Raw genomic sequence first — 22122 nt, 5'->3', positions numbered from 1 at the left:
CGCTTTACTAACATGCTATTGTCCCCTTTGGGTTTCCCCGCTAGGTTAGTTAGTTGTTCCTATTATTTACTTTCAATAATATCCCTCTGCGAGGGAGATACATTTTTACGCTTAACAGCGCACTATCTTTAACATGTTATCTCTACTTGGGTCAACACTACCTGACTTGATAGCGTCTGAACGCTCTACCAGTTCTTCTAAATAGTATTTCTGAGCTTGCGTTAACTCGCTTTCCACCGCAATAATCTTAGCTTCAGGTACAGGTAAATCAAGCATATCTGAAGTCTGAATATCAGCTGTTTCCTTGTAAATTCGCATGAGTTCAGGAAGGTTGACAAATTTCTTGAACCGTTTCTTAGGTTGGTATTTATCTCCTGTCGGGGCTAGTTCCATAGAGTTTTCGATATTCCCAAAAGCTCCCACCCATGAGTCAAAGTTTGAGACTTGATAGCGTTCTAAGACATCTGGTTGGATATAACTCATCATGGTATAGAGTTCACTAATAGAGTTAGAGACTGGTGTTCCTGTCGCAAAGACCACATTACGATAGTCGTGTTCTCCTTGAACCTGTCTGACCTTCATTTCCATATCCACGTTCTTTTTAGAAGTCGTGTTGGTAATCCCTGCGACATTCCCAAGGCCTGTAATGGGTCTGATATTCTTAAAATGGTGAGCTTCGTCCACAAAGAGAAAGTCAATCCCAAGGTTTTCAAATTCAATAAAGGTATCACGTTCCAGTTTTTGGAGTTCTTCTAGTTGATGCTCCAATCCCTTAATAGAACGCTCTGCTTCTTTTACGGTATAATCACTGTCGCTACCTTGCTTAATTTCTCGTAATTGGTTCAGCTTATCTTGGATATAGGTGACCTGTTTTTCCTGACTCATGGGAATTTTTCAAACTGAGAATCCCCAATGACAATGGCATCATAGTCCCCTGTGATGATTCGTGACACAAATTGCTTGCGTTTAGCTTTCGCAAAATCTTTCTTGGTCGTCACGTAGACATTCTTGGTTGGGAAGAACTTCATGATTTCTTGGCCAAACTGAGCGGTCAGACTTGATGGCACCACATAAAGAGGTTTATGAACCATTCCCAGTTCTTTCAGTTTGAAACCTGCTCCAAGCATGGTTAAGGTCTTACCTGAACCGACTTCATGAGCTAGAAGTGCTCGTTTTTCTTCCACAATCCGTTGAATGGCATTCTTTTGGTGAGGGCGTAAGGAAATATTCTGGGCAAGCCCATCAATAGTTAAATGACTACCATCATAAACTTTTGAAACCGTACGGTTATAGAGGCTATTATATGTCTCTTCAATCATCTGTTGCACGTCTGGATAACTAGCCACAAAATCTTGAAAGAGTTCTTGTAGTTCAGTTTCCTTAGCACGAAGAACCGTTGTTTTCTCAACGTCAGTCACATGCTTTTTCTTATCCCCATCTTCCACTTGTTTCGTGATAGTTGGTTGATTGGAATTAAGGAGATTTTCAAAGATTTTACGACCACTATCATAGCGTGACCCAGGCACACCTAGACTTCTATCCGTTGCGGTAGAATACCGAAAGTCAAACTTGGATTGGTAGGACATTGTGCCATCAATTAGACTGACTGCAAGAACAGTTGATACTTCTTGGTCAGTCAAGTCAAATGTTTGTCCCATAAAGGTTTCTTGGGCAAATTTCCCATAGACGGCTAGAGGAATCCATCGTGAGCCAATCCGATAATCAATATCAGCCAAGGTCACACGTGGCGGTTTCACATCTTCTAAGAGACCTTGATAATAGACCCAAGGAAAATCAGAATTATCTTCTTTGATGAGTAAGTCCACAACCTCTAACTTAGTCACCACATCTCCTGATAAGAAATCCTGCCGAGATACATAGACCACTTCTCTATCGTTTAGATAGCGTTCTGGGTCTGGAATAATAGCGTCTCCTAATTCCTCAATCAAAGTCGCTTTAGAATCCGTCTGATAAATAGACATCATGTAATCCAAATCTACCCCACGACCATCTGCTAGACTAGAATTGAGAGCGTCAAGGGCAGAAGAAACTGCCGTCACTTCCTTTTCAGGACGAACCAAGGCTTTCTCAAAGGCAAGAGATTTGGTATAGATAACTGTCTTCCCACTCGGGTCAAGACTTTCATCTTCTAAACTCGCAAGGAGCGAATACTTATCATCACTATCGAAGAGGTTACGGTTTACGGCACTATTTACATAGCCAAAGCGTTTCACAAAACTATCATAGGTGCGATTGAGCTTTCCTAACAAGTGGTTAAACTCATCTCTGTCGTAATCATAGTAGCGCTGAATGGCAATCACCTCTTGGTAGGCGTTCCGAATATCAACCATCCCTTTAATTCGTGCCACTTCTTTCTCAGACAAAGGCGCTTCATAGAAAAGAGTCTTTTTGAAATAGCCCTTAAATTGCCCACGTTTGGTGGCTTCTTCGGTCACATACACATCAAGAGCGGTGCTATCAGTCACTTCTAAAGCATTAAAACGGTCAATTTGTTTTTGAGAATGCTTGGTATCCCAATCCTTAAAGTTACCCTCTTCGTCCACATAGTAGCTAATCTCCTCAGTTTTTTGTCCCTACACGAATGCCCTTATGATCACGGTAGTAAACCGTAGAATCTTTATAGCCAAAGCTATACTGGTCTAAGCTTTCTCTGATTTCAGGCGGAACAGAGGTATCAATGACTTGTCTTCTCATCACATCAGGACTGATGAAGATATCAGAAGGGTCAACAGTTCTAGGCGCTTTAACCTGTTTAAGAGCCATCTGAACATCTGCTAGCAAATTATCAGAAGTGCCTTTCACAGAAAGTGTCCCTCCGTTAAAGTTTCTAACCTCATAGGTCCCAAGAACCTGACTGTTGTAGTCTCCATCAAAGTAAGGATTGAGCCAAATACGGTCATCCTTGTCATAACGAATAGAACCTGAAAAAGCTAAATCATCTGCTTGGTAGCCCTTTTCCATATGTTTTTGGAAGAACAACATATCTGTTGTGACATTGGTACCTGCAATGGCCTTAAAGGCGCTATCTGGTAAACGCACACCACCTAGAAAATCAGTCGTCTCACGAATATCTTGGAGAATGTTTTCTGTCCGTTTGTCCATGGTTCCTGTTGAGGAAATGATAGCCACTTGCCCACCATCATGCACCAAATCTAATGATTTTTTGACAAAGTAATCATGAATCATATAGGGTTTGTCATAGCGATTATCCGCAATTCTGATATTGGCAAAAGGCACATTTGAGAGAACCAAATCAAAGCTATTGTCATTAAAGGCAATGGTCTCAAAGCCCTTTACTTCAATGTGGCTATTTGGATGAAGGTGTTTGGCAATAGCACCTGTAATCGTGTCTAACTCTACACCATACAACTCACTATTTTCTCTCAGGTGTTTAGGCATTGCCGCAAAGAAATTCCCTGTTCCCATCGAAGGGTCTAGGATTTTACCACCTGTAAAGCCATCACGTTCTAACTTCTCCCACATCTGACGAATCAAGTGAGGGTCTGTGTAATAAGCTGTCAAAGAAGATTGTTTCATGTCCGAATACTCTTTATCGGTGACTAGCGTTTTTAATGCCTCACGTTCCTTAGAAAACTTGGGGTTATACTCATCAAAGACCTCATTAGCAAGTCCTCCCCAGCCCACGTATTTGGCAAGGAGTTCTTGTTCACTTGGTGTGGCTTGACGGTGTTCAGATTCAAGACTTTTCACCAAACGAATAGCAGCAACATTCATATCAACCTTATCCCTTGTTGTCTTAGGGTAAAAGTCTGTTAGATCTTCTGGAAAGTGAAAATCAGTGGCTGGGGGCGTCTTAATGACTTTTGGTTCCAACTCATCTTCTGACAATGCTTCTTCTTGTTTAGCCTCTCTCTTATTTGATGATACAGAAGCCGTCACTTGAGAAACTGGCTCATTTTGTTCTTCCATATCCATAAAAGGAAAACAGGTCTAATTCCTGCTGAGTTTCTTCCACTTCCTCCTTTTCTTCGACAGAAGGAACATGAAGAGCTTGAGTGATGTCTTCTAGTGTCCGTAAGAAAAGAACCGGATTTTGTTCAATCACATCTGTGAAATCATTTTGTAATTCAATCCGAATCAGGTTATTAACGCCTGAGTCCTCAATGGCCATTACCTGAAACTCTTGCCCCTTATAAGTCACTCTAGAATCAATCGGATAGCGTTTAAGAGCTTCCTCTACGATAGCATTTTGAGGGATTGATGGAGGCGTGATGATTTCAGTTTCTGTTTGCGATAAGTGTTCTCGCCATTCTCTAAAGGATAGGTCTGATTGGGACAGTTTGTCCCTTTCAAAGGTTCTTGCTTCTTCAAGAGTGAGGTCTTCATGCAAGAAGGCGTAGGCAATGGGTCTTAACTCTTCTAAGTCTAGCTGACTGGTCAAGAAAAATTCTGTCTTGTCATGCGTTAATCCCATCTGAAGCAATTCTATCGCAAGGGCTAATTGAGTAACGGTTGCTTTAGGATAGCCCCCTAGTAAGGCTAGGTCCGCATTCTTCAAATGAAAACGTCCTGCAACATCTATCAGTATCCTACGTTGCTGCTCATCAACGTCAGCTAAGTCTATCCCTAAACGAGTCAGTTTTTCGGTATTTTCAGCCAAAATGGTTTGACCCATTTCAGCTAAGATTACTTCTTCTTGAGGTGTTAGAGGACGTTGTAAGTCATAGGCTGTCCCATCTGCTTCTAAATAGGTTAATAGCTCATTGTCCTCATAGATTGGCGTCATTTCCATTTCATGGTCAAACTCCCCACGTCTCAAGTTTGGTAGTTTTGGACGGCTATTTCGCACTTGGTCAAAGTGACTTAATATCTCAAATTTTTGGGACAAGTTTAGATGTTCATAGGCTGGTAAATGTTCTGTTTGCCCTGTTCGTAAATCGAGTTGTGATAAATCTTCCTCAAGACTTGCAATGACGATACCCCCTTCTTCACGAAAGGTGATGTCTTGAGGAGGTTCTGGAACTACTTTTTCTTCAGCTGCACCCTCTCTTTCCTCTACCGTTTCCTGGGTGCTTATTAGTTCAGGTTCAAAAGTGAGAAGAAATTGTTCAATATCACGGCTAATACGGTCAGACAAATTATTGGCCACTCGGTTGACATTGACCAAATTAGCAGCTTTGCTTTTATCCAAAAGAGAAGCTACCGAAATGGACTGATAGGCGCCTTCTTGGTCTAAGAGCTGAAAGCGAGTGGCTAGGTTAAAGAGGGCTACTTCAATCACCAAATCTTTCTCATCACTGTTTAACTGAGGTAACTTCTTTAAGCCAGCCTGACCAAAGGGTCTGTGTGTAGCTGCTTAGGTCAGTCACTCCATCAAAGGGGCTTGCCTTGACAAATGCAGAAACCTCTGTTTCAAACCGAACCACTTGAACAGGTGAGGTGACTACTCCTCTTTGGGTTGTAAAATTTTGGATAAGGCTATCCCAATCCTCATCAAAATGGACTGCTTGATAGCGTAAAAAGGATTCCAAAAGAATCTGGTCACGTGGCAATCTCGCCCGCAACATCTCAAGTAATTGTTCTTGAGTCATATGTTCCTCCCAATTAAAAAAGGAGCTGAGAGGTATTCTCAGCCCACTGCTTTAGTCTAGGACCAAGTCTCTTTGGTCTTTTTCTTGTGGCAACTTATCCATTAAAGTTGTCACATACTGTTGTAAGAAATGGCTTTTCTGGTCTAACAAATCCTTCTGCAAGGCGAGATAGGTCACATCTCCAAAATAATCTTGACTCGTTAAAGACAACTCCTTTTGGATAATGTCCTGCAAGGTCTCTAAGGTGAGAGGCGAATAATCCTCCTCATTCAAAACCTCATACTGAGCAAGGGACTCAGAAATGTTGTTGGACGCAATCACTTCCATAATGAAACTAGCTCCCTCACCTGTTCGATAGAGTTTATCCAAGAGGTCCGTCACTTCTTCTTGAAGCTGTTCCTGATAACCGTCTGCTCTTAGGCGCAGGTCTTCACTGACTAAAGACAAGTCATCAATGCCCATAAAGTCTTGATAGAGCATATCAAGAAGTGACTTATTTTTGATACTCAATTCCATGGCTAAAAAGGCTTTAACCATGTCTTCATAGTTTTCTCGTGCCATCTCAGAAAGGGCTCTAGAAATTGTGTCATAATTCCAAGCCATAGCTTCTCTCCTTACGCTGTTGAATTGGATTCAAGCCTTGTTGGACTTCTTCAAGGTCTGTCAGTCCATCACTATCCGTATCAATGCTAAAAGGATTGGTCCCTAAAGCTAACTCTTGAGCATCCGTTAGGCCATCTTGGTCTGAATCTCTTGTGTAAATGTTTTTGGGTTCCATTTAGTTGTCCTCCATTTTGCGTTTAGAAAGTCCGTAAGCTAGGCCTAAAAGAAGTCCTCCACCGACAAGCGCCAAGAGGGATTGACTCTCTCCTGTATTTGGTAAGACACTTGCTGGAACTGGTGGTTCTTGTGTTGGGATAGGTGGTTGTGGTGGGGTTGGTTGAGTCGGAGTTGGTGGCTCTGGTTCAGGTGTAGTTGTCTTAACCGTGTTTGAACTGATGGTGTAACCATTGACAGTATGTAACACCGTATTTTCTACTTCACCTGAAGCAATCCGTTTCATTTGCAAGTAAACATCTGCTTGAAACTCGGATTCTTCTGCTAGTTTTTCAAGGAATTCCTGATCAAAACTGATGGTAACTGTCCCTTTTGACGTGTCGACCTGTTGTAGCGTGTACTTAGTCACTTCTGTCCCTTTTGGTAAAACCGTTCCATCTTTTAGAGTGACATCTACCACAGTATAAGCCTTGTAAACACCATTATAGTCGTCATGGCTTTCATCATAATCATCGTCAAAGCGGTATTCGATGAGTGGTGTCGCACGATTACCAGGAATAAGTGCTCCCACCAAGCGGTAGTTAAAGACCTGATTCAAGGCAACTTCTTTTCCATCAAGACTTTTCTCCTTTTGTGACAAATCAATCACCACATCTTTTTGTGGGTCTAGTTTTGGCACATTATTGACCACTGTCTCTGTCACATAAGCCAAACCAAAGTCAATCTGATAAGCGGTGTTTTCATACTTCCCGCCAGTCTTTGTCAGCTCATTCTTAATGGTCATTGGAAGGGTCACCACTAAGGTTTGACCAGTTTTAACATAAGCCTCGTAGAACGCTTTTGGATCTTCAGCACTTAAAACTTGAATGGCTCCTTTGGGTGTGAACTGGCGTTTGGCCATAGCGTCTTGAACCACTTTAGGCGCTTCTGACAATGAGGCATAGGCTTTCACCGAAATCCCTTTGACAAGATTTCCTGCCTTATCCATCACTTGGACACCATCTGCATTGACGCTAAGCGCTTCTTCAGGGTAATCATCCACCATGTAAAAACCTTTGGCAAGAACATCCTCCGTCACTACCAAATCCTTGTACTGACTGTAATCCAGAACAATTTTGTAGTAATTAACGGTATTTGGAAGAACGGTCTTGCCATCAATAGACACGCCTTCTTTATTAGTATTAGTTTTATGTGGTGTTACTTTTGGCACGTGATTCGTTACCGTATTGGTTTCATAGGCTTTTCCAAAGTCTACTTGATAAGCTACATTATCATAAGACTTTCCTGAATTAAGCATAGACTCACGGACAGTCATAGGGGTGATGATGGTGATATTTTGGCCTTTCGTTACATAAGAATCGTAGAAGGCTTGTGGATCTTCTGCCATAAAGACTTGGAAGGCTCCTTTAGGCGCAATCTTGCGTTTCTCAAGGGCTACTTGTAGGTTTTTAGGAGCTTCTGATAAGCTCGTATAAGTTTTTACCGTCACACCTGACACTGCTTTACCATCAGTTGTCACAAGTTGAATGCCTGCATCATCTGGTAATAGAGCTTCTTCGGGATAATCATCCACAAAGTAAAAGCCTTTTGCGATTTGAGCGTTATCGGCTTTAATGCCACGGTATTGGTCCAAGTCCCATGACAAGGTATAGTGGTTCTGTGAACCGACTACCATCGGTTTTCCATTGATGTCCACCTTATCCTTATTAAGGTTTTGTTTTTTAGGTGTTGGGCTAACAAGGGTGTTGATCACCTCATCGGTTTCATAGCCATTGCCAAAATCCACTTGGTAAGCCTTGTTTCGATAGGTTGCCGTTTTCCCATAGAGGTCATCTTTCGCTGTCATTTTAGTGACAAGGTTTAAAGAGGTTCCTGTTTTGACATACTGGTCATAAAAGGCTTGATTGTCATTAGGCATAAAGACTTGGAAAGCCCCTTTAGGAGAAATCTTGGCATGAGCGAGTTTATCTTGAAGGTCTTTAGGAGCTTCTGACAGCGACGCATAAGCCTTAACAGTAATCCACGATACGGCTTTGCCATCAGGAGTGGTGATACTTGTTCCCTGGTCTACTAAATCCAACACTTCCTCTGGGTAATCATCTACAAAGAAGAAACCACGAGCAATTGTCTTTTTAGAAGACCTATCACCTTTATATTGATCTAAATCCCAGGTCAAACGGTAATGATTAGTCGTTCCTAAAGCCACTACCGTATCGTTAATGACCACACCGTCTTCATTTTCATTGCGTTTTTGAGGCTCAATACGGCTAGTGGTTGTTCCATCACCAGGCGTACGCACCGTCACGACATTGGAAGTCACGGTATAAGCATTTGGGGTTCCCTTATTGATGAGGAGCTGATAACTGTTGGAATAGGTTGCTCCATCATTTTGAAGGCTACCGTAAAGTTTCGGAGCCACCAGTTGGTAAGACTTGGTGAGGTCTTTATTGACCTCTTGAAGCAAGGCTTCCTTGGCGGTCAAGGTCACAAAGTTCTTAGCAGCATCAAAGCTAAGGGTATAATTTCCATTTTCTGCCTGCGTTTTTTCCTTGTCAAAGGCATAGCCTGCTGGAAGGTAATCTTCAAATGTGAGGCTAGTGGTTTTGGCTCGATTTGGAGAAAAAGCGTCTACGGTTAAAGGGTAAATGACCGTTGAATCTTTTGCGACCGTTTTGTCATGAAGGTTCACTTGGTCGGTATTGATAACTTCCTTAACAATTTCAGGAGTCGTTGTCAGACGATAGTCGTGGTAATGAACCGTTGGCACGTTTGGTGCTTTTGGTAACGGTTCTGGCGTAGGGTCTTTAGGCAAGGTCACCTTGGTAAGTGTTAGGCTAGGCTGAGTAACTTTCTCTAATGGTTTTTCCTTAAAGCTCACAGGTGGCTCTGGCGTAAAGGTCTTTGGGGTAAAGGTTTTTGGCACAACCTTAATCGGTTCTGGAATTGGCTCTAACTTTGGTGTCACATGTGGTTTTGGACTATAAGGTTTAACCGTCCGTGCAACTGGAAGGGTATTTAAGGCAAACCAATAAGAGAGACCAACATTTTGGGGCATATCCCCTTGACCAAAGGTCACTGTATAGGTGTTGCCTGATGTAACCGTTGAGACAATCGCTCCCTTATAGGCATACTTACTATATGACGTATCCCATTCTTCAGGAAGCTTCAAATCACTGGCACGGTTTGACCCAAGTGAACGAGCCAAACCTTCGTTAGTCACTTGAATGGTTGAGCCATTGATAGGAACAAACTTACCTGATGTGTCTTTTACATACTCTAAACCGATGTCATTGTGGTTGAGTGAGGAATGAGTAAAGACACCTGGTTTTTCCTTGGTGAAGCTGACTTGAGAGCCATCTTCTAAGAAATACTTGGCCTTGACACGAAACTCCATCTTGTCTGTTCGCCAATTGCCTGTCCCATCATTACGGTAGGCAATAAAGCCTTCTGTTGGGTCATTTGGTACAACCAACTGCACGGCATTAGTTCCAGCTGGAGAAACAAGGTTTGTAATGTCATAGGCTACTTTTGTGATTTTCTTACCATCAAAGCGAGCATTTTGAAGATTTTGATAGGTAAAGGAAAGGGTTTCTCCCGTTTTGAAAGTATCATAGACAAAGAAACCAGTAGAATCTAGGATTTTAGAATACCCACCAAGCATAGCGTCACCCTTAGCAACGATACGATTAGGATTTCTGGTATCAGCTGAATGACGTGCTTGCGGTTCTCCATTATTCAAGTTGAGTGCCTGAGCAAGAGCTTGAGAGATATAGCCTTCTTCTCCTTTTGAAATCTCAGTTAAATCACGTTTATAGCGCTCCATTTCCTTGGTGTTATAGGTGTCAATGGCAGCATTTTCTTTCTTGGCGGCTTCTTCTTTTTCCTTATTACGTTTCGTGATAGCAGCAATCTCAGCTTCACGGTCTGTCACCAATTTTTGTTGGTCTTTATTATAGGCATCAACAGCAGCTTGACCTGCCTTGTTTTCATCATCCACTGCTTTTTGTCCAGCTTGATTGCGTTTGTCAATTGCGTCATTATCAGCTTTTGCTTTAGCAAGACCCGCTTCATTTTCCATTTGAGTCACTAAGTTCTTTGCGACAATGGCATCTGCATCTTTTTTCTTTGATTCGTATTCAGATAGATTGTCCTTATTTTGCTTATCAATAGCAGCTACCGCAGAGGTATAATCCTGATAGCCTGAAACCGTTGAACCATCTCCTGATGTTACGGTTTGAGTTGTGACGGTCACATTAGCCGACGGATCTTGGTCTTTGATTTTTGAAGCTGTGCTATCTACTAAACTATTCAAGGCCTTTCCTGCTTGAGTGGCTTCTTTATGACTAGCAGCCAACGCAGCATTCCCTTGTTCAACACGTGTTTTATCTTGTTCATAAGTCGCTTTATCTGCTTTATAGGTATTGGTCACCTGAGTGATGACTTCAGCCTGCTTAGCAGCATCCGCTTCCGCTTTATCTAATTGCTTACTGGTATCACTAGCAGAGGTGGTGTTCCCTAAATCCATAGGCTTATCCTGAATGGTCATAACCCCTTCAGCAGTTGCTTGATTGACAGCCTGTGTCACAACATCATGAGGAACCGTAACCGTGATAGCCCCATCTGATTGACCAGTTGACGCAAGACTATTCGTTTGTTCAGCAACTGGTGTGGGCTGAGCTTCTGGTAAGTTGGTCGCAGGATTATCTGTCAACTGAACGGTTTTACCTTGCGAGGATGTTACCACTTCGTCAGCTTGTGCTACTTGGCCACCCCAAGCGACAACAGCTGTCACCATAGTTCCAAGAGCTACCGAACAAAGCGTACGGTACTTCTTACTTTTACGGAAGACGTGTTTTTCTGCTTTTTCCTGATTGACTAAAAAGTGATGATGACATTGTTTGGTCATAAAAAGTCCTTCTTTTCTTTTGATAAGTAGTAACATTCCGTCACTCTCTCCTCATCATAAAAAAGACGACTTGATTTTGGTATCACATCGAAGAAGGACAAAGAAAAAAGCTATCAGTAGCACTACCGATAACTTCTGAAAATCCCTATAAAAAAGGAGAGGACTGACGCATCAGACCCTCCCAGAACCACTCTATAATGCCAAATTATGGTGAAATACTTCATTTATAATTTTTTGGGTTTCTATTTCATCTATTCCAAAATATTGTAGTTGCATAGCTAGGACAATTTGTTCAAGGAACACCACATCTAGCAAAGACTCATTTATAAATTCCTTATCTAAATTTCCATGAGCAAAATTATTTCTTTGTTTGCCTATTCGCTCTGCAATTTCAGAGTGATCATAAGAAATATTGTTTAATTTATATATGGATTGTCCAAATAAATCCAATAAAGATGCACCGTATTCTTCAAATATTTGACCAATCTTTTGAGAAAGAGATAAATAGGATACAACTGATTTTTTCAAATCTTTGTAAATTTTTTTCAGCTTACCTGTTGAATTTTCAATCAAACGCTCTAATTCTTTACTAGCTTCTTCTTCCAGTTTTTTTCGTTGCTCGCTTTTCCATTCATCTTCTGAAAATAGTCTACTAAACTCCCATTCAAATGCAGCGGTTCTTAATACAAAACTAGCAGCATCAATTATCCGACTATCCCTAAAACTCTTACCTAGATGTCTAAGATATAGATTATTTTCAGCTATGTCATCTAATATCTTTCCCTCATAACCAGCAATATATTTTTGTTGAATATATCTTCCATCTTTCAATGGCTTCATCTCAATCTCAATACTTTCTTCAATCACATTGAATTCCCCAACCTTTCCTTGATTATTTGACAACCGAATATCAGTAAAATTAACATTTCTTCGATTACAAAGAAATTGGATAAACTCCTTTGCGATACGATATAACTCTCGTACAAAAGAATAATCTTGAGTTTCTTCAAAATGAAAAACCATTGACGATGATAACGCTAGAGGTGGCTTTTCGATAGATAAACTTGTTGTTCTAGTGACGCCGAAATAAACTTGAACTTCTTTTCCAAAAACATTAAACTTCTGTTCTTCTGTCGTTGTTGAGTCAAAATCATAGGTACTAATATTTATTTTCCCATCGTGTTCTTCAGGTTTATACGAAATTTCAAAAGTACGATTAATTGGATGAATATAGTTTAGCTCTAGCCCGCTAAATGATATTCGACTAATCCTAGGTCTGTCAGAATAACTAAAAAAATAGGCCAAAATCGGCACTGTAATGATACCGTTATTTTCCTGAAGTTGCGTGTGTTTATTTGTTAGAAATGTAATAACTCGATTTGTTTCATTTGTCCGTCCATAAAGAAAGTTTTCTTCTACGAATTTAGGCTTCCCTGGCCAAGAAAAGATTCCTGTTCCTAATTTAGTATAGAACCAAGAATGCCTAATCTCATCTTTTTCCCCTTCTTTGGGAATCAAGGATAATCTTTCTTCAGCGAACGTAAAGAAAAATTCATAACCCATCATCTGCAAAGTTCCTGTCAGCATACACTACTCCCCCTTTAATTGATTTAAAATAATTGCCACCACTTCCACTGATTCCTCAAAACTAATTTCACTGGCATATCTAAATGATTTTTGATAGCGAGACCAAAGCTGATTCTGATAGTCAGAACTACGGATTTCCTCTAGTTGACTTTCCCAATTTGTCAAAACATCTAAGCTTTCTCTTTTCTTAGCAGTATTGTTTAGAGCAGTTTTCAATATCGGGATATCAATCTCATCTTTTCGAAGGTGATATAATGTGAAGAGGTCATAGCGGTCACGAGGTCTAGTTGAAGCAGCTCCTCGACGAATAATAGTTTCCAATTTTTCAGCAAGAACAGTTTCTAAATTATAAGTCCAAACTTCTAGTTTATTCTCTGAAAAAACAGACTGCAATTGATAAGTAATTTCTCGTGGCGTTATCCGATCACCTGTTGTTATATCAATAAAGACAACTTCACGTAGGGTATCGAATGTCGCCTTGAGTTTGAGGGTAAAGCCCCCATATTCATCATCTTGTCGAATTGACTCTAACATATCAACTTCAAATTGAAAACCTTCGGAAGGTTGACTTACAATTTCTTTGAAGATTGTTTGAATATTTTCCTCGCTAAGAGGTTGACCTTTCAAAGTAACATCTAAATCCATAGTTGTTCGTTTATCTAAGCCAATCATCTGTCCGATAAGGAATCCACCTTTCACAATGAAAGAATCTTTATACCGACTTTCAGAGATGAGTTTTAAGATTTTTTCAATCAAATAGTTCTGCTGAACTTGTTGAGCAGGTATCCCTTTTTCTCTTGCGATATTCTTAATTTTCGCTTTGAAACTATTGGCATTTGAAAATTTCACGACAAGACCTCCACATAAGATTGTAGCTTTTCAGTGACTTTAAATAATTGTGCATAGTGGTACAACTTGGCATAATTCACAGCTCCTTTTTTAAAGTAAGCTTGAAACGCTGGAGCAACGACTTGAACATCAACATGATAAGCTGTTCTCAAACACTCTACCAAAGTTCGTTCCATATCATATACTGAGATAAACTGTCCAGCCTGTCGCTCTAGTTTTATAATACCGATTTCATGATGATTTCTAGCAACAATCGGCTTAACACCAGCTTCTTTCATTAGCCTCGTGTTCGTCCCAAAAGGAAAAGTCATTACAGGTTCAAATGGAACAGTAAGGGAAAGGCCATGTAACCAAAGTGCTGTGTCTAAGGAATAAATTCCTTTTGGAAAACGATACTGTAAACTAAAGAAATCATCAATATAGGTATCAGGCAGATGATAAATCCCTCTTTCAATTGATTCCACTTTACCTTTTGAGACCAATTGATTCAATTGTTGGTAAGAAAAGTTAAGCTCTTCTATATCACGAAAAGTTATAACTCCATGATTTTTTTTTATGTAATTATAGACAGGTTTCTCTAACAAATCCACATTACCACCTCCTAAATAATATGCTAACATTTCACTAAAATGTTAGCATATTATTTAGAAAAAATCAATCACAAATGAAACAATATGCTAACAACCTAATGGTTTGTTAGCATATCATTTTCTATTTCGTCGTAAAGACGACTTGATTTTGGTATCACATCAAAGAAGGACAAAGAAAAAAAGCCACCCTCAAAAAGTGGATGACCCAATGATTATCATATCAATATTTCCATTAAGACGGCCAATTAACCTTTCTAGCTTTAGCAGTCTTAAAGCGTTTCTTATCAACAAGTTTCAACTCTATTTCTCTACAATTTGTAATTAAGGTGTCGTTGATTTTAAGACTTCTTGGAAAGTATTGGTTCCCTTGTTCACGCGATAATTCAACTGTATAACTAATACCATTACTTAATTTGAAGACCACAAAATAAATATTATCTCTTCTAAATCGTTTGCCAACTTTTCTATTCAAAATACCATCCGTTGTGTAGAATTTACATTCCATCACATGTAACATTTGATAAAGTAATAATGTTCCAACGATTTTGAATTTATTTTCGTTAAACCAACCATTATCAGCCTTATTTAGACGCTCCAATGTCCAATCATCCTTTAATCCTTCAAAAATACTCCCTGCGTTATTAGTTGGTAAATTAACATGATGATTTCTTGATAATCCTAATAAATGGGGAATAGAGGAATTTGGGACAGAAAGAACAATTTCGGGATAGTCCTCCATATTTGTCTGATAAACGTATTTGTACTGAGAAACATATTTCTCAATAGTATTGGCTAGACAGGACATATCGACATTGAGAATATCAATTTCTCCATCAAAGGTCTCGAGCCATTCCAAAGTATATGTCATTCTATTTTTCTCCTAAAAAGAGAAGGAAGCAGGTGCTTCCTTCTCTTCCACGTATTGAGTTTCACCTCACGCTAGATATGCCCTATCTATTCCTCAAGGGTAGGCGGTCCTGCTATTCTTTTTCTCAACAAACAGTTTGAACTGAGTGCGGAGCCCACAGGCGGGTGCAGACCATATCCACTAGCCCACAAGTAATTTATAACCTTTATTTACTACTATTATACGGGATAATTCCTTATTTGTCAACTCGTTCACGCTTAAAGTTTAGATGAGATGATTACTTTGTCCCAAATATCATACAACATTTGGGACAAGAAGACAAGTATTCTAATATTATTTCGTCGTATAGGCAAAGCTAATCGTACTATCGACTCCTGATAATTTACGGAAGGTATAGTTAGGATTACCATTAACATTGGTCTCTGAGATGAGGAAAGAACCATCAGGGTAAACCTTCTCGACAAAGGCGACATGACCGTATTCTGTTGGCGATCCATGACCTCCTCCCGCAAAGGAAATAATCGCTCCTGCTTTTGGTAGCTTGCCTGTTTCACCACCAAGGCGTGCTGCTGTTGCCACCCAATCTTGACCATTCCCCATGGTACTAATGATTGGGATTTTCTCACCATTTCGTCCTTTGAGTTTCAAGCCCAATTGATTGATACGGGCGGCCACTCCCCAAGTACATTGCCCATAGGCATAACCCATACCGTCACCTCCACCTGGAATGGAGTTGTCATAAAGGTCTCCTCGAACCACTTCCAGCGCTTTTGGATCACTTTGAGCAGTTCCACCATTTGGTTGGCTAAAGCCTTTCTCAATTTGGTAATACCACTCGGTAGCTCTGGTCTGTCGCTCTAGAAGCTTGTCGCCACTATTTCCCTCCCAATAAATGAGAAAGACTTGGGCAAGACTGGCTGGGCTTCCTGAGTTTTTGAAAAAGTCTTTTAACCAGTTGGTATAGTAAGGATTGTCCCCATGGAGCATAAAATCCAGTTGTAAGCCTAAGTCATACCACTTCTGCTTTTTTCGGTTGGCATAATCTAATAATAAGGTATGTCTGCGTGACCCGTCTGCTGTATCTGTCCACTGCCCCAAGCCTAAGCCACGTCTTAAAATATTGGGGTACCTGCCATTATAGATAGCTGGACCATTAAGAGACAACCAGCCCTCATCGTCCCAAGAACTGGCACTTGCCCCAACAGGAGGCGATAAGTAGTCCCCTTCAGCTCGTTTAGGATTGATTGATGATTCTACTGACCAGTTTCCTAAAATTGCCGCAATGGCTTGATTAGTCGCTCCTTGGCTTTTCAAATACTCATAGATAGCTTTGGCTCTCGCAAACTCATCGCCTCCAAATTGTCCAATGGTAGGGAGAATAGTCGTTTGGAGTTGAATGACTTTAGGAAAGTAAAAGGCTGGATTGACGTAAACCAGTTTCTCTGAATCATCGTCAACCTTTTGATAGGTCACTTTAAGACCAGCACCATCCTTGGTTTGACCAATCACTTCCCCTGCTTGGACTTTCTGACCGTCTGTCACTCGACCAGTATGGATATTAAACAAGGTCAATTGAGACTTGTTTAGTCCCTTACCTGACGTAATGATAATGTTCTCTCCCTCTAGGGAAACCTTACCATCCATGGGAGCCACAATCACTTGATTCTCTTTGGCTTCTAGAATGATATGATGATGAAGCGTTGGCTGGTCATCAATCACATCATAGCCATATCGGACCGTCATGGTTAGCGCATCGTCTTCAGTCTGTCCCTGAAATGGATTATCCAATTCTTGGAGGGCAAGGTAGGTGCCTTCCTCACTTAATTCCTTTAAGTCTTCTCTATCGTCATCAGAGAGTTTGTAGGCAGGTTCCTTACTTAACTCAAGCATGGACTTTAAAGAATCCCCACCGTTTAAGTCCTGCCAAAGCTGACTCAAATAGGCTTGATAGGTTTTATCCCCTTCTTCCATGACTTCTTCTAAAGCATAATCTTGATACTTGAGATTCATAAAGCCCATGACGTCATCAATCTTGGTGTAGTAGGTAATGCCAGTGGGGTTGGTTCGGGTGTTTTCCGCATCTTCCCACGTCATGTGCGTATAGGCTTTTGTCAGTTCACTCTCATCCTGTTGAATGAGAGTGGTTCCTGAAACTCCTATCACAAAACTCATCATCAAAAGCAAGAAAAACAAAAGGCCTGACACGACCCAAGTCATAGGATTAAGGGCAATCGATGAAAAGAAGGTCAGGCTATTCTTAATCGCTTGAATACACCCTCTGATTCCTGACACACTGTGCCTTCTGGCTTGCTTGAGAAAGGTGTGGTATCTCCTTTTGGGCTTTAAGGGCTTCTGACGGGTGAACCCTTTCCCCTTTTTAAAGTTCTGATACCGCTCCTTACTATGAGCGGCTTTTGTCTTAGTAAACCGAAGACCTGTCTGCCCACTTTTGACAAGGAGTTTTCCTGACTGATAAGTAAATCTCCCATAGCGTCTTCCTTTAATCACAGACTCTTTTAGGGTTCTAATTCCCTCCAAGTCATCATCTTGAGCGACTAAATCCAGTGATTCTGAGGCGACATAGCGTAACCCTCGTTTGACCTTGGTCGAGGGGTTCTTAAACTGATGTGCTTTTTTCAGTTGTTTCACGTCACGCTTAGCTGATTTGACCTCTTTTTCTGCCTGAAGGCGTTCAAGAGGTTTTTCTTTTGAAACTGAAACCGTGATGTTTTTGATACTGTTGGCTTTTTCTGATCGGTAACCTTAGAGGTAACAGCCTCCTCTTTTTCGGCCATCTTGACCTCTGCCAAGTGTTTTCTCGCTACTGCTAGGCGCTGTCTGGCTTGAGGAAGCCGATACTTCTTAATTTCCTTACTTTTTAGCCATCTGGGAGACACATAGGCAATCGCTTCCTTAAAGGTATCTGTCGCTAGGTCTTTTTCCTCCTGATAGGTTTGCTTCAGAGCCTGACGTTGTTCCCTTGTTTCAGCTTTCTCAGCTCGACGCATGATAAAGCGTCGTTTCGGAAAAGAGCGTTTCAGCCCCTTCTTCTCCCTACGGTAATGGATACGGCTGGCCTTTAAACTACTCTGAAAGGTTTTACGGGCCTCCTTGACCTTCTGTTGTTCTCTTGTCATTGTTCAGCCCTCATCTTTTCTGGATCGGTACTCATGATGTCAAAGAGTTGGGTTTGAAGTGGGATTTTATTTCTAAAGGGAACAACCGTTGAGCCTGCCTTAATCAATCCAGCTCCCTTTTCTGGGTTAACCAAATATTTCTCAAGTTCTTTAGATAGGCCCAAGAGATGAACCAATTCTTCTCGGTCATTTTTAGCTTGTTTTAGAAGTATCATGAACTCGCTATTAGCGATAATGCGTCTGCCGTTGGCATCAAGCAATAAAGTTTCTACGTTTTGAGTAATGCCTGTTGGAATGGCTCCATACTTACGGACACGGCTCCATAATTTGAAGAAGAAATCAGAAGCGTACTTATCCAACAACAGAAGCTGCATTTCATCAAAGTAAATCCAGGTCTTCTTGCCAAGTTTTTGGTTTTTAACCACACGATTCCAAATCTGGTCAAAGATGACCATGAGGGCAATCTGCTTCAACTCATCTCCTAACTTTTTAACATTGTAAATGAGGAAATGGCTATCCGTTTTAATATTAGTACGGTGTGAGAAAATATCGAGTGAGCCTTCCACATAAAGTTCCATATCAAGGGCTAAGTCCTTGGCTTCTTGTTCAGGCTGTTTAGAGAGAACAAAGACCCATTCCACGAGAGATGGTGTGTCAAAATGCTTATAGGTTAACCGTGTCACACGGTCAATTAGGGACTTTTCTCGACCGTCCATTTTCCGGTCTAAGAGTTTCCCAATCCAAGACAATAGAAATTCCGATTTGACCTTAATAGGGTCTTCATCCATATTGTCATCGGATAAGTCTAAAACATTTAAGAAAGTAGTAGAGTCAGGCGCAATATCAATGCTCTCCCCACCAAAGGCTTGACCAATGATACTGTACTCATTTTCAGGGTCTACAATGATGATTTCGGTATTACTCTCTGCTTCTTTTAACTTGGTTGAGATGATTTCATGCTTAGTCGCCATCCCTTTACCAGCACCTGATGTCCCTAGAATCAAGCCTGATGGGGTATTGAGTTTCCCACGGTCAATAGTAATAATGTTACTTGAAATCTGGTTTATCCCATAGAATTTCCCTCCCTTATCTTGTAGGTCAACAGAGGTCCAGGGGGAATTAACGGCAATGTTTGAGGTCAAAAGAGACCGAGACACACCCTCAAGGTAGTTCTTGCCAAATGGCAATAAGCTATTAAAGGCAGCTTCTTGCATATAGGTCAGATTATCAATCACAAGGTCATTAGAACCTGCCACTTGTTTGATAATATCAAGGGAGTGCTTCAATTGGTCTTCGTTATCCGCAAAGACCCCAATCAAAAAAAGGGTGTCAAAGAGCTTGTCGCCTGTTTGCGTCATGGTTTTAATCAGCTCATCGGCTTCATCGATGTTACTTTCTAGGACCTGACTAACCTTTTCAAGATAAACGCCGGATCGTGCCATCTTTTGTTGTTCCCCGATTTTTTGCGATTCCATCAAAGTCTTCTTGGTGCGGAGCTTGGTCATGGCTTCTGACTTGGCTGCTCCTTTGGCATGAAGACTAATCATCACTTCCAAGTCCGACTGCATGAGTTCTCGTAAGAACTTATCTCCCAACTCCATCCCATAGTCACGAACATAGACAATCTGAAGCAGTCTATCATCCATTTCAATATGATTTTTGTGCTTAAAGGACAGACTGGTTGGGGCAATAAAGTGCTTAGTTGTTTGTCCTGAACGCACCAGATCTTGATAAGTAAAGGGCAAATGATTTTCCCCTCGCAACATATCAGCCAAGTGGTTCACACGGCTTTCTCCACTGAGGAGAGTAAAGTTCGCATCTATTTCCGAAAAACCACTCTTAAAATATTCCCCAATCTGAGACAGGGAGCGATAAGCGAGTTTCGGATTTTGGTCTGACTTCCCAAAAGAGATGAATTTAACCGCTGAAAAGTTATTTTCTCCAGCTTCAAGGTTATTCTCCATGATACGATTGAGTTCTTCACGATAGGTATCATACCCATCCTCATGAAAAGGATACAAGACACTTTTTCTAAACTTATCCAAGTTGACCCTTTGGTTAAAAATAGTGAGTTGGAAATTGGTCTTGTCATCCAAACTGTTAATCAAGTCTGAATAGGTTTCCATAATCGCTCCCTTATCTTCAAGTCCCACCGTTTGGTAATTGACATCCCCTAAAAGATAGGACTGGGAAAAATAATCTGGGGTGACTTGCATGAGACCATTAGGAAAAAGGCCTTGGTAAAGAAGCGTATTAACAGTTGTTGGCAGCACTTCTTCTTTTGGTTTACGTGTCTTCTTGTGTTTAGAAGAGGTCTTTGGTTTCATTGAGCGATTTGTTTTTTTCACGTTGTATTCCTTTCTGTCCAGTTAGTGTACGGTCTGGTATGGTCATTTCATAATGCCATCTATAATTAAGATACGTTTCAAAAGGTAAGTCATTAGGACGATAAACCCCAAATAACATGAGGGGAATAGTAAAGGTAAAGATAAGTCCGTAGACAAACCAATCCCCAAATTGCCAATAAAAGAGGTTTAACCCTAAAATCAGGATAGTAATGGCAATGGCTGGTAAGACAAAGATAACTTGTCGTGTAGTAAAGCCTAGCCAAGCCCTATGTTGGACTTTTGTGATGTCCTTAAAAACACGTGTATTCATAAGACTCCAATCTAATATGAGTATCAAAAAAGATTGGGAGGAACGTCCTTCCCAATCCTCCTTACATGCCTAGGATACTTCTGGCAGTCCGTTGACTGCCCACCAAGGCAATGATCAATAAAATAGCCTGGACTAAACCACCAAAGGCAGTCGCTAGCGTCTCCATCACTCCCGCACCATTTGAGAGTGCTAATTTCCCAGCTGATTCAAAGAGGGGAACAAGGGAGATGATTAAGAAAATCAAGACCCCTTGAAGGGCATAGACCATGATATTTTTCAGGTAGCCAATCCCAACGCTTCGCCAGTCATCACTAAGGAAAGTCGGAATCGTTAAAGGTGCAAAAGGAATCATGAGATAGAGTTGGATAAAGCGAATGGTAATGAGGAGATTCACCACCATCACACTCACTAATCGCACCAACCATATCAGAATGGCAAAAAAGCCAACAATCAGTTTTCCAATAATTCCTGACCCTTTAAGTCCTGAAATGGTCTCATAAGTCGTTCCCCCATGAGAAACGACACCAGCTACGCCTTCAATGATGTGAGAAGCAACGGCTAAGATGGCTTCTACAATAACGGTGGTGTTGGTAATGACCACAGCTACCATGATATAAGAGACAATCATTGGGGCAATAGCTTCAAAGGTCATGGCACCACCTGAATTGGCAATTTTCTTAGCCATCTTAGAAAACTCAAGGACTAAAACGACTGCTAAGATAGCCACTCCCAAGGGCTGCATCACTCCTTTTGTGACAGCTGACATATAAGACCACACGGTTGGGTTATAATCCGCAAGGGATTTGACCAAGTTGGCCGTCGATTCCAAGTCCACGTTAAAACCTTCAAAAAGGCTATCGCTCGAAATTTTCTCTGACGCTAGAAAGACAAAAGCTGAAGGTAATGTGTTGTTCATGTCATACTTAGCCCTCCTAAATGGTAATTTGAGTGATAAAGGCACCAGCGGCACCTACCATAACACCACCCACAATTTCTAAGATGGCATTTCGGACACCAGGTCCACCATCTTTGATATTGGTTGATAGGTTAATAATGCCCATGACGACAAGAAAGGTGCCTGTCGCAACCATTCCTTTTTGTAAGAGCGCCATGGCTTGGGCAAACATGGAACTAGCGTCCACGCCATAAACAAAGCCTATTAATTTTTGGTTCATAC

General features: G+C 41.0%; 11 protein-coding genes and 2 pseudogenes. All 13 read right to left on the bottom strand.

The window, feature by feature from the left end:
- Positions 1-111 precede the first annotated feature (111 nt).
- A pseudogene (locus AB1F57_RS03215) lies at positions 112-5573 on the bottom strand (SNF2-related protein).
- Between the two features lie 51 nt (positions 5574-5624).
- Complete coding sequence (locus AB1F57_RS03210) at positions 5625-6176, bottom strand: hypothetical protein (RefSeq protein WP_170242177.1); 552 nt, start codon at positions 6174-6176, stop codon at positions 5625-5627.
- Positions 6160-6351 carry a thrombospondin type 3 repeat-containing protein gene (locus AB1F57_RS03205; protein ID WP_170242178.1) on the bottom strand — a complete coding sequence of 64 codons (192 nt, stop codon included), beginning with the start codon at positions 6349-6351 and terminating at the stop codon, positions 6160-6162. The genes AB1F57_RS03210 and AB1F57_RS03205 overlap by 17 nt, the downstream gene beginning before the upstream one ends.
- Complete coding sequence (locus tag AB1F57_RS03200) at positions 6352-11256, bottom strand: SspB-related isopeptide-forming adhesin (protein ID WP_318830190.1); 4905 nt, start codon at positions 11254-11256, stop codon at positions 6352-6354.
- A gap of 192 nt (positions 11257-11448) precedes the next feature.
- Entirely contained in the window at positions 11449-12843 is a 1395-nt protein-coding gene (locus AB1F57_RS03195; protein ID WP_174852709.1) for a HEPN domain-containing protein, read from the bottom strand.
- A gap of 3 nt (positions 12844-12846) precedes the next feature.
- Entirely contained in the window at positions 12847-13692 is an 846-nt protein-coding gene (locus AB1F57_RS03190; RefSeq protein WP_367986005.1) for a nucleotidyl transferase AbiEii/AbiGii toxin family protein, read from the bottom strand.
- A complete protein-coding gene (locus tag AB1F57_RS03185; RefSeq protein WP_014294884.1) occupies positions 13689-14282 on the bottom strand; it encodes a type IV toxin-antitoxin system AbiEi family antitoxin domain-containing protein in 594 nt (197 codons plus the stop codon). The genes AB1F57_RS03190 and AB1F57_RS03185 overlap by 4 nt, the downstream gene beginning before the upstream one ends.
- Positions 14283-14514: 232 nt before the next feature.
- Positions 14515-15150 carry a hypothetical protein gene (locus AB1F57_RS03180; protein ID WP_170242182.1) on the bottom strand — a complete coding sequence of 212 codons (636 nt, stop codon included), beginning with the start codon at positions 15148-15150 and terminating at the stop codon, positions 14515-14517.
- Positions 15151-15483: 333 nt separating this feature from the next.
- Positions 15484-18287 (bottom strand): annotated as a pseudogene (locus tag AB1F57_RS03175) (phage tail tip lysozyme).
- Positions 18284-20635 carry a VirB4-like conjugal transfer ATPase, CD1110 family gene (locus AB1F57_RS03170; RefSeq protein WP_367986079.1) on the bottom strand — a complete coding sequence of 784 codons (2352 nt, stop codon included), beginning with the start codon at positions 20633-20635 and terminating at the stop codon, positions 18284-18286. Before AB1F57_RS03170 ends, AB1F57_RS03175 begins: the two are co-directional and overlap by 4 nt.
- Entirely contained in the window at positions 20592-20945 is a 354-nt protein-coding gene (locus tag AB1F57_RS03165) for a PrgI family protein (protein WP_001097593.1), read from the bottom strand. The genes AB1F57_RS03170 and AB1F57_RS03165 overlap by 44 nt, the downstream gene beginning before the upstream one ends.
- A 61-nt stretch (positions 20946-21006) precedes the next feature.
- Complete coding sequence (locus AB1F57_RS03160; protein ID WP_174852706.1) at positions 21007-21861, bottom strand: type IV secretion system protein; 855 nt, start codon at positions 21859-21861, stop codon at positions 21007-21009.
- Between the two features lie 16 nt (positions 21862-21877).
- Positions 21878-22120, bottom strand: coding sequence for a hypothetical protein (locus tag AB1F57_RS03155; protein WP_174852705.1), 243 nt, complete (start codon positions 22118-22120; stop codon positions 21878-21880).
- Positions 22121-22122: the final 2 nt, after the last annotated feature.

Source organism: Streptococcus nasisuis (assembly GCF_040836615.1).
GTDB lineage: Bacteria > Bacillota > Bacilli > Lactobacillales > Streptococcaceae > Streptococcus > Streptococcus suis_V.
This window is presented reverse-complemented; position numbering and strand designations above follow the sequence as displayed.

Coding starts and splice junctions, on each gene's coding strand:
- AB1F57_RS03210 (WP_170242177.1), bottom strand. CDS start 6,176: ATGGCTTGGAATTATGACACAATTTCTAGAGCCCTTTCTGAGATGGCA.
- AB1F57_RS03205 (WP_170242178.1), bottom strand. CDS start 6,351: ATGGAACCCAAAAACATTTACACAAGAGATTCAGACCAAGATGGCCTA.
- AB1F57_RS03200 (WP_318830190.1), bottom strand. CDS start 11,256: ATGACCAAACAATGTCATCATCACTTTTTAGTCAATCAGGAAAAAGCA.
- AB1F57_RS03195 (WP_174852709.1), bottom strand. CDS start 12,843: ATGCTGACAGGAACTTTGCAGATGATGGGTTATGAATTTTTCTTTACG.
- AB1F57_RS03180 (WP_170242182.1), bottom strand. CDS start 15,150: ATGACATATACTTTGGAATGGCTCGAGACCTTTGATGGAGAAATTGAT.
- AB1F57_RS03165 (WP_001097593.1), bottom strand. CDS start 20,945: ATGAATACACGTGTTTTTAAGGACATCACAAAAGTCCAACATAGGGCT.
- AB1F57_RS03160 (WP_174852706.1), bottom strand. CDS start 21,861: ATGAACAACACATTACCTTCAGCTTTTGTCTTTCTAGCGTCAGAGAAA.
- AB1F57_RS03155 (WP_174852705.1), bottom strand. CDS start 22,120: ATGAACCAAAAATTAATAGGCTTTGTTTATGGCGTGGACGCTAGTTCC.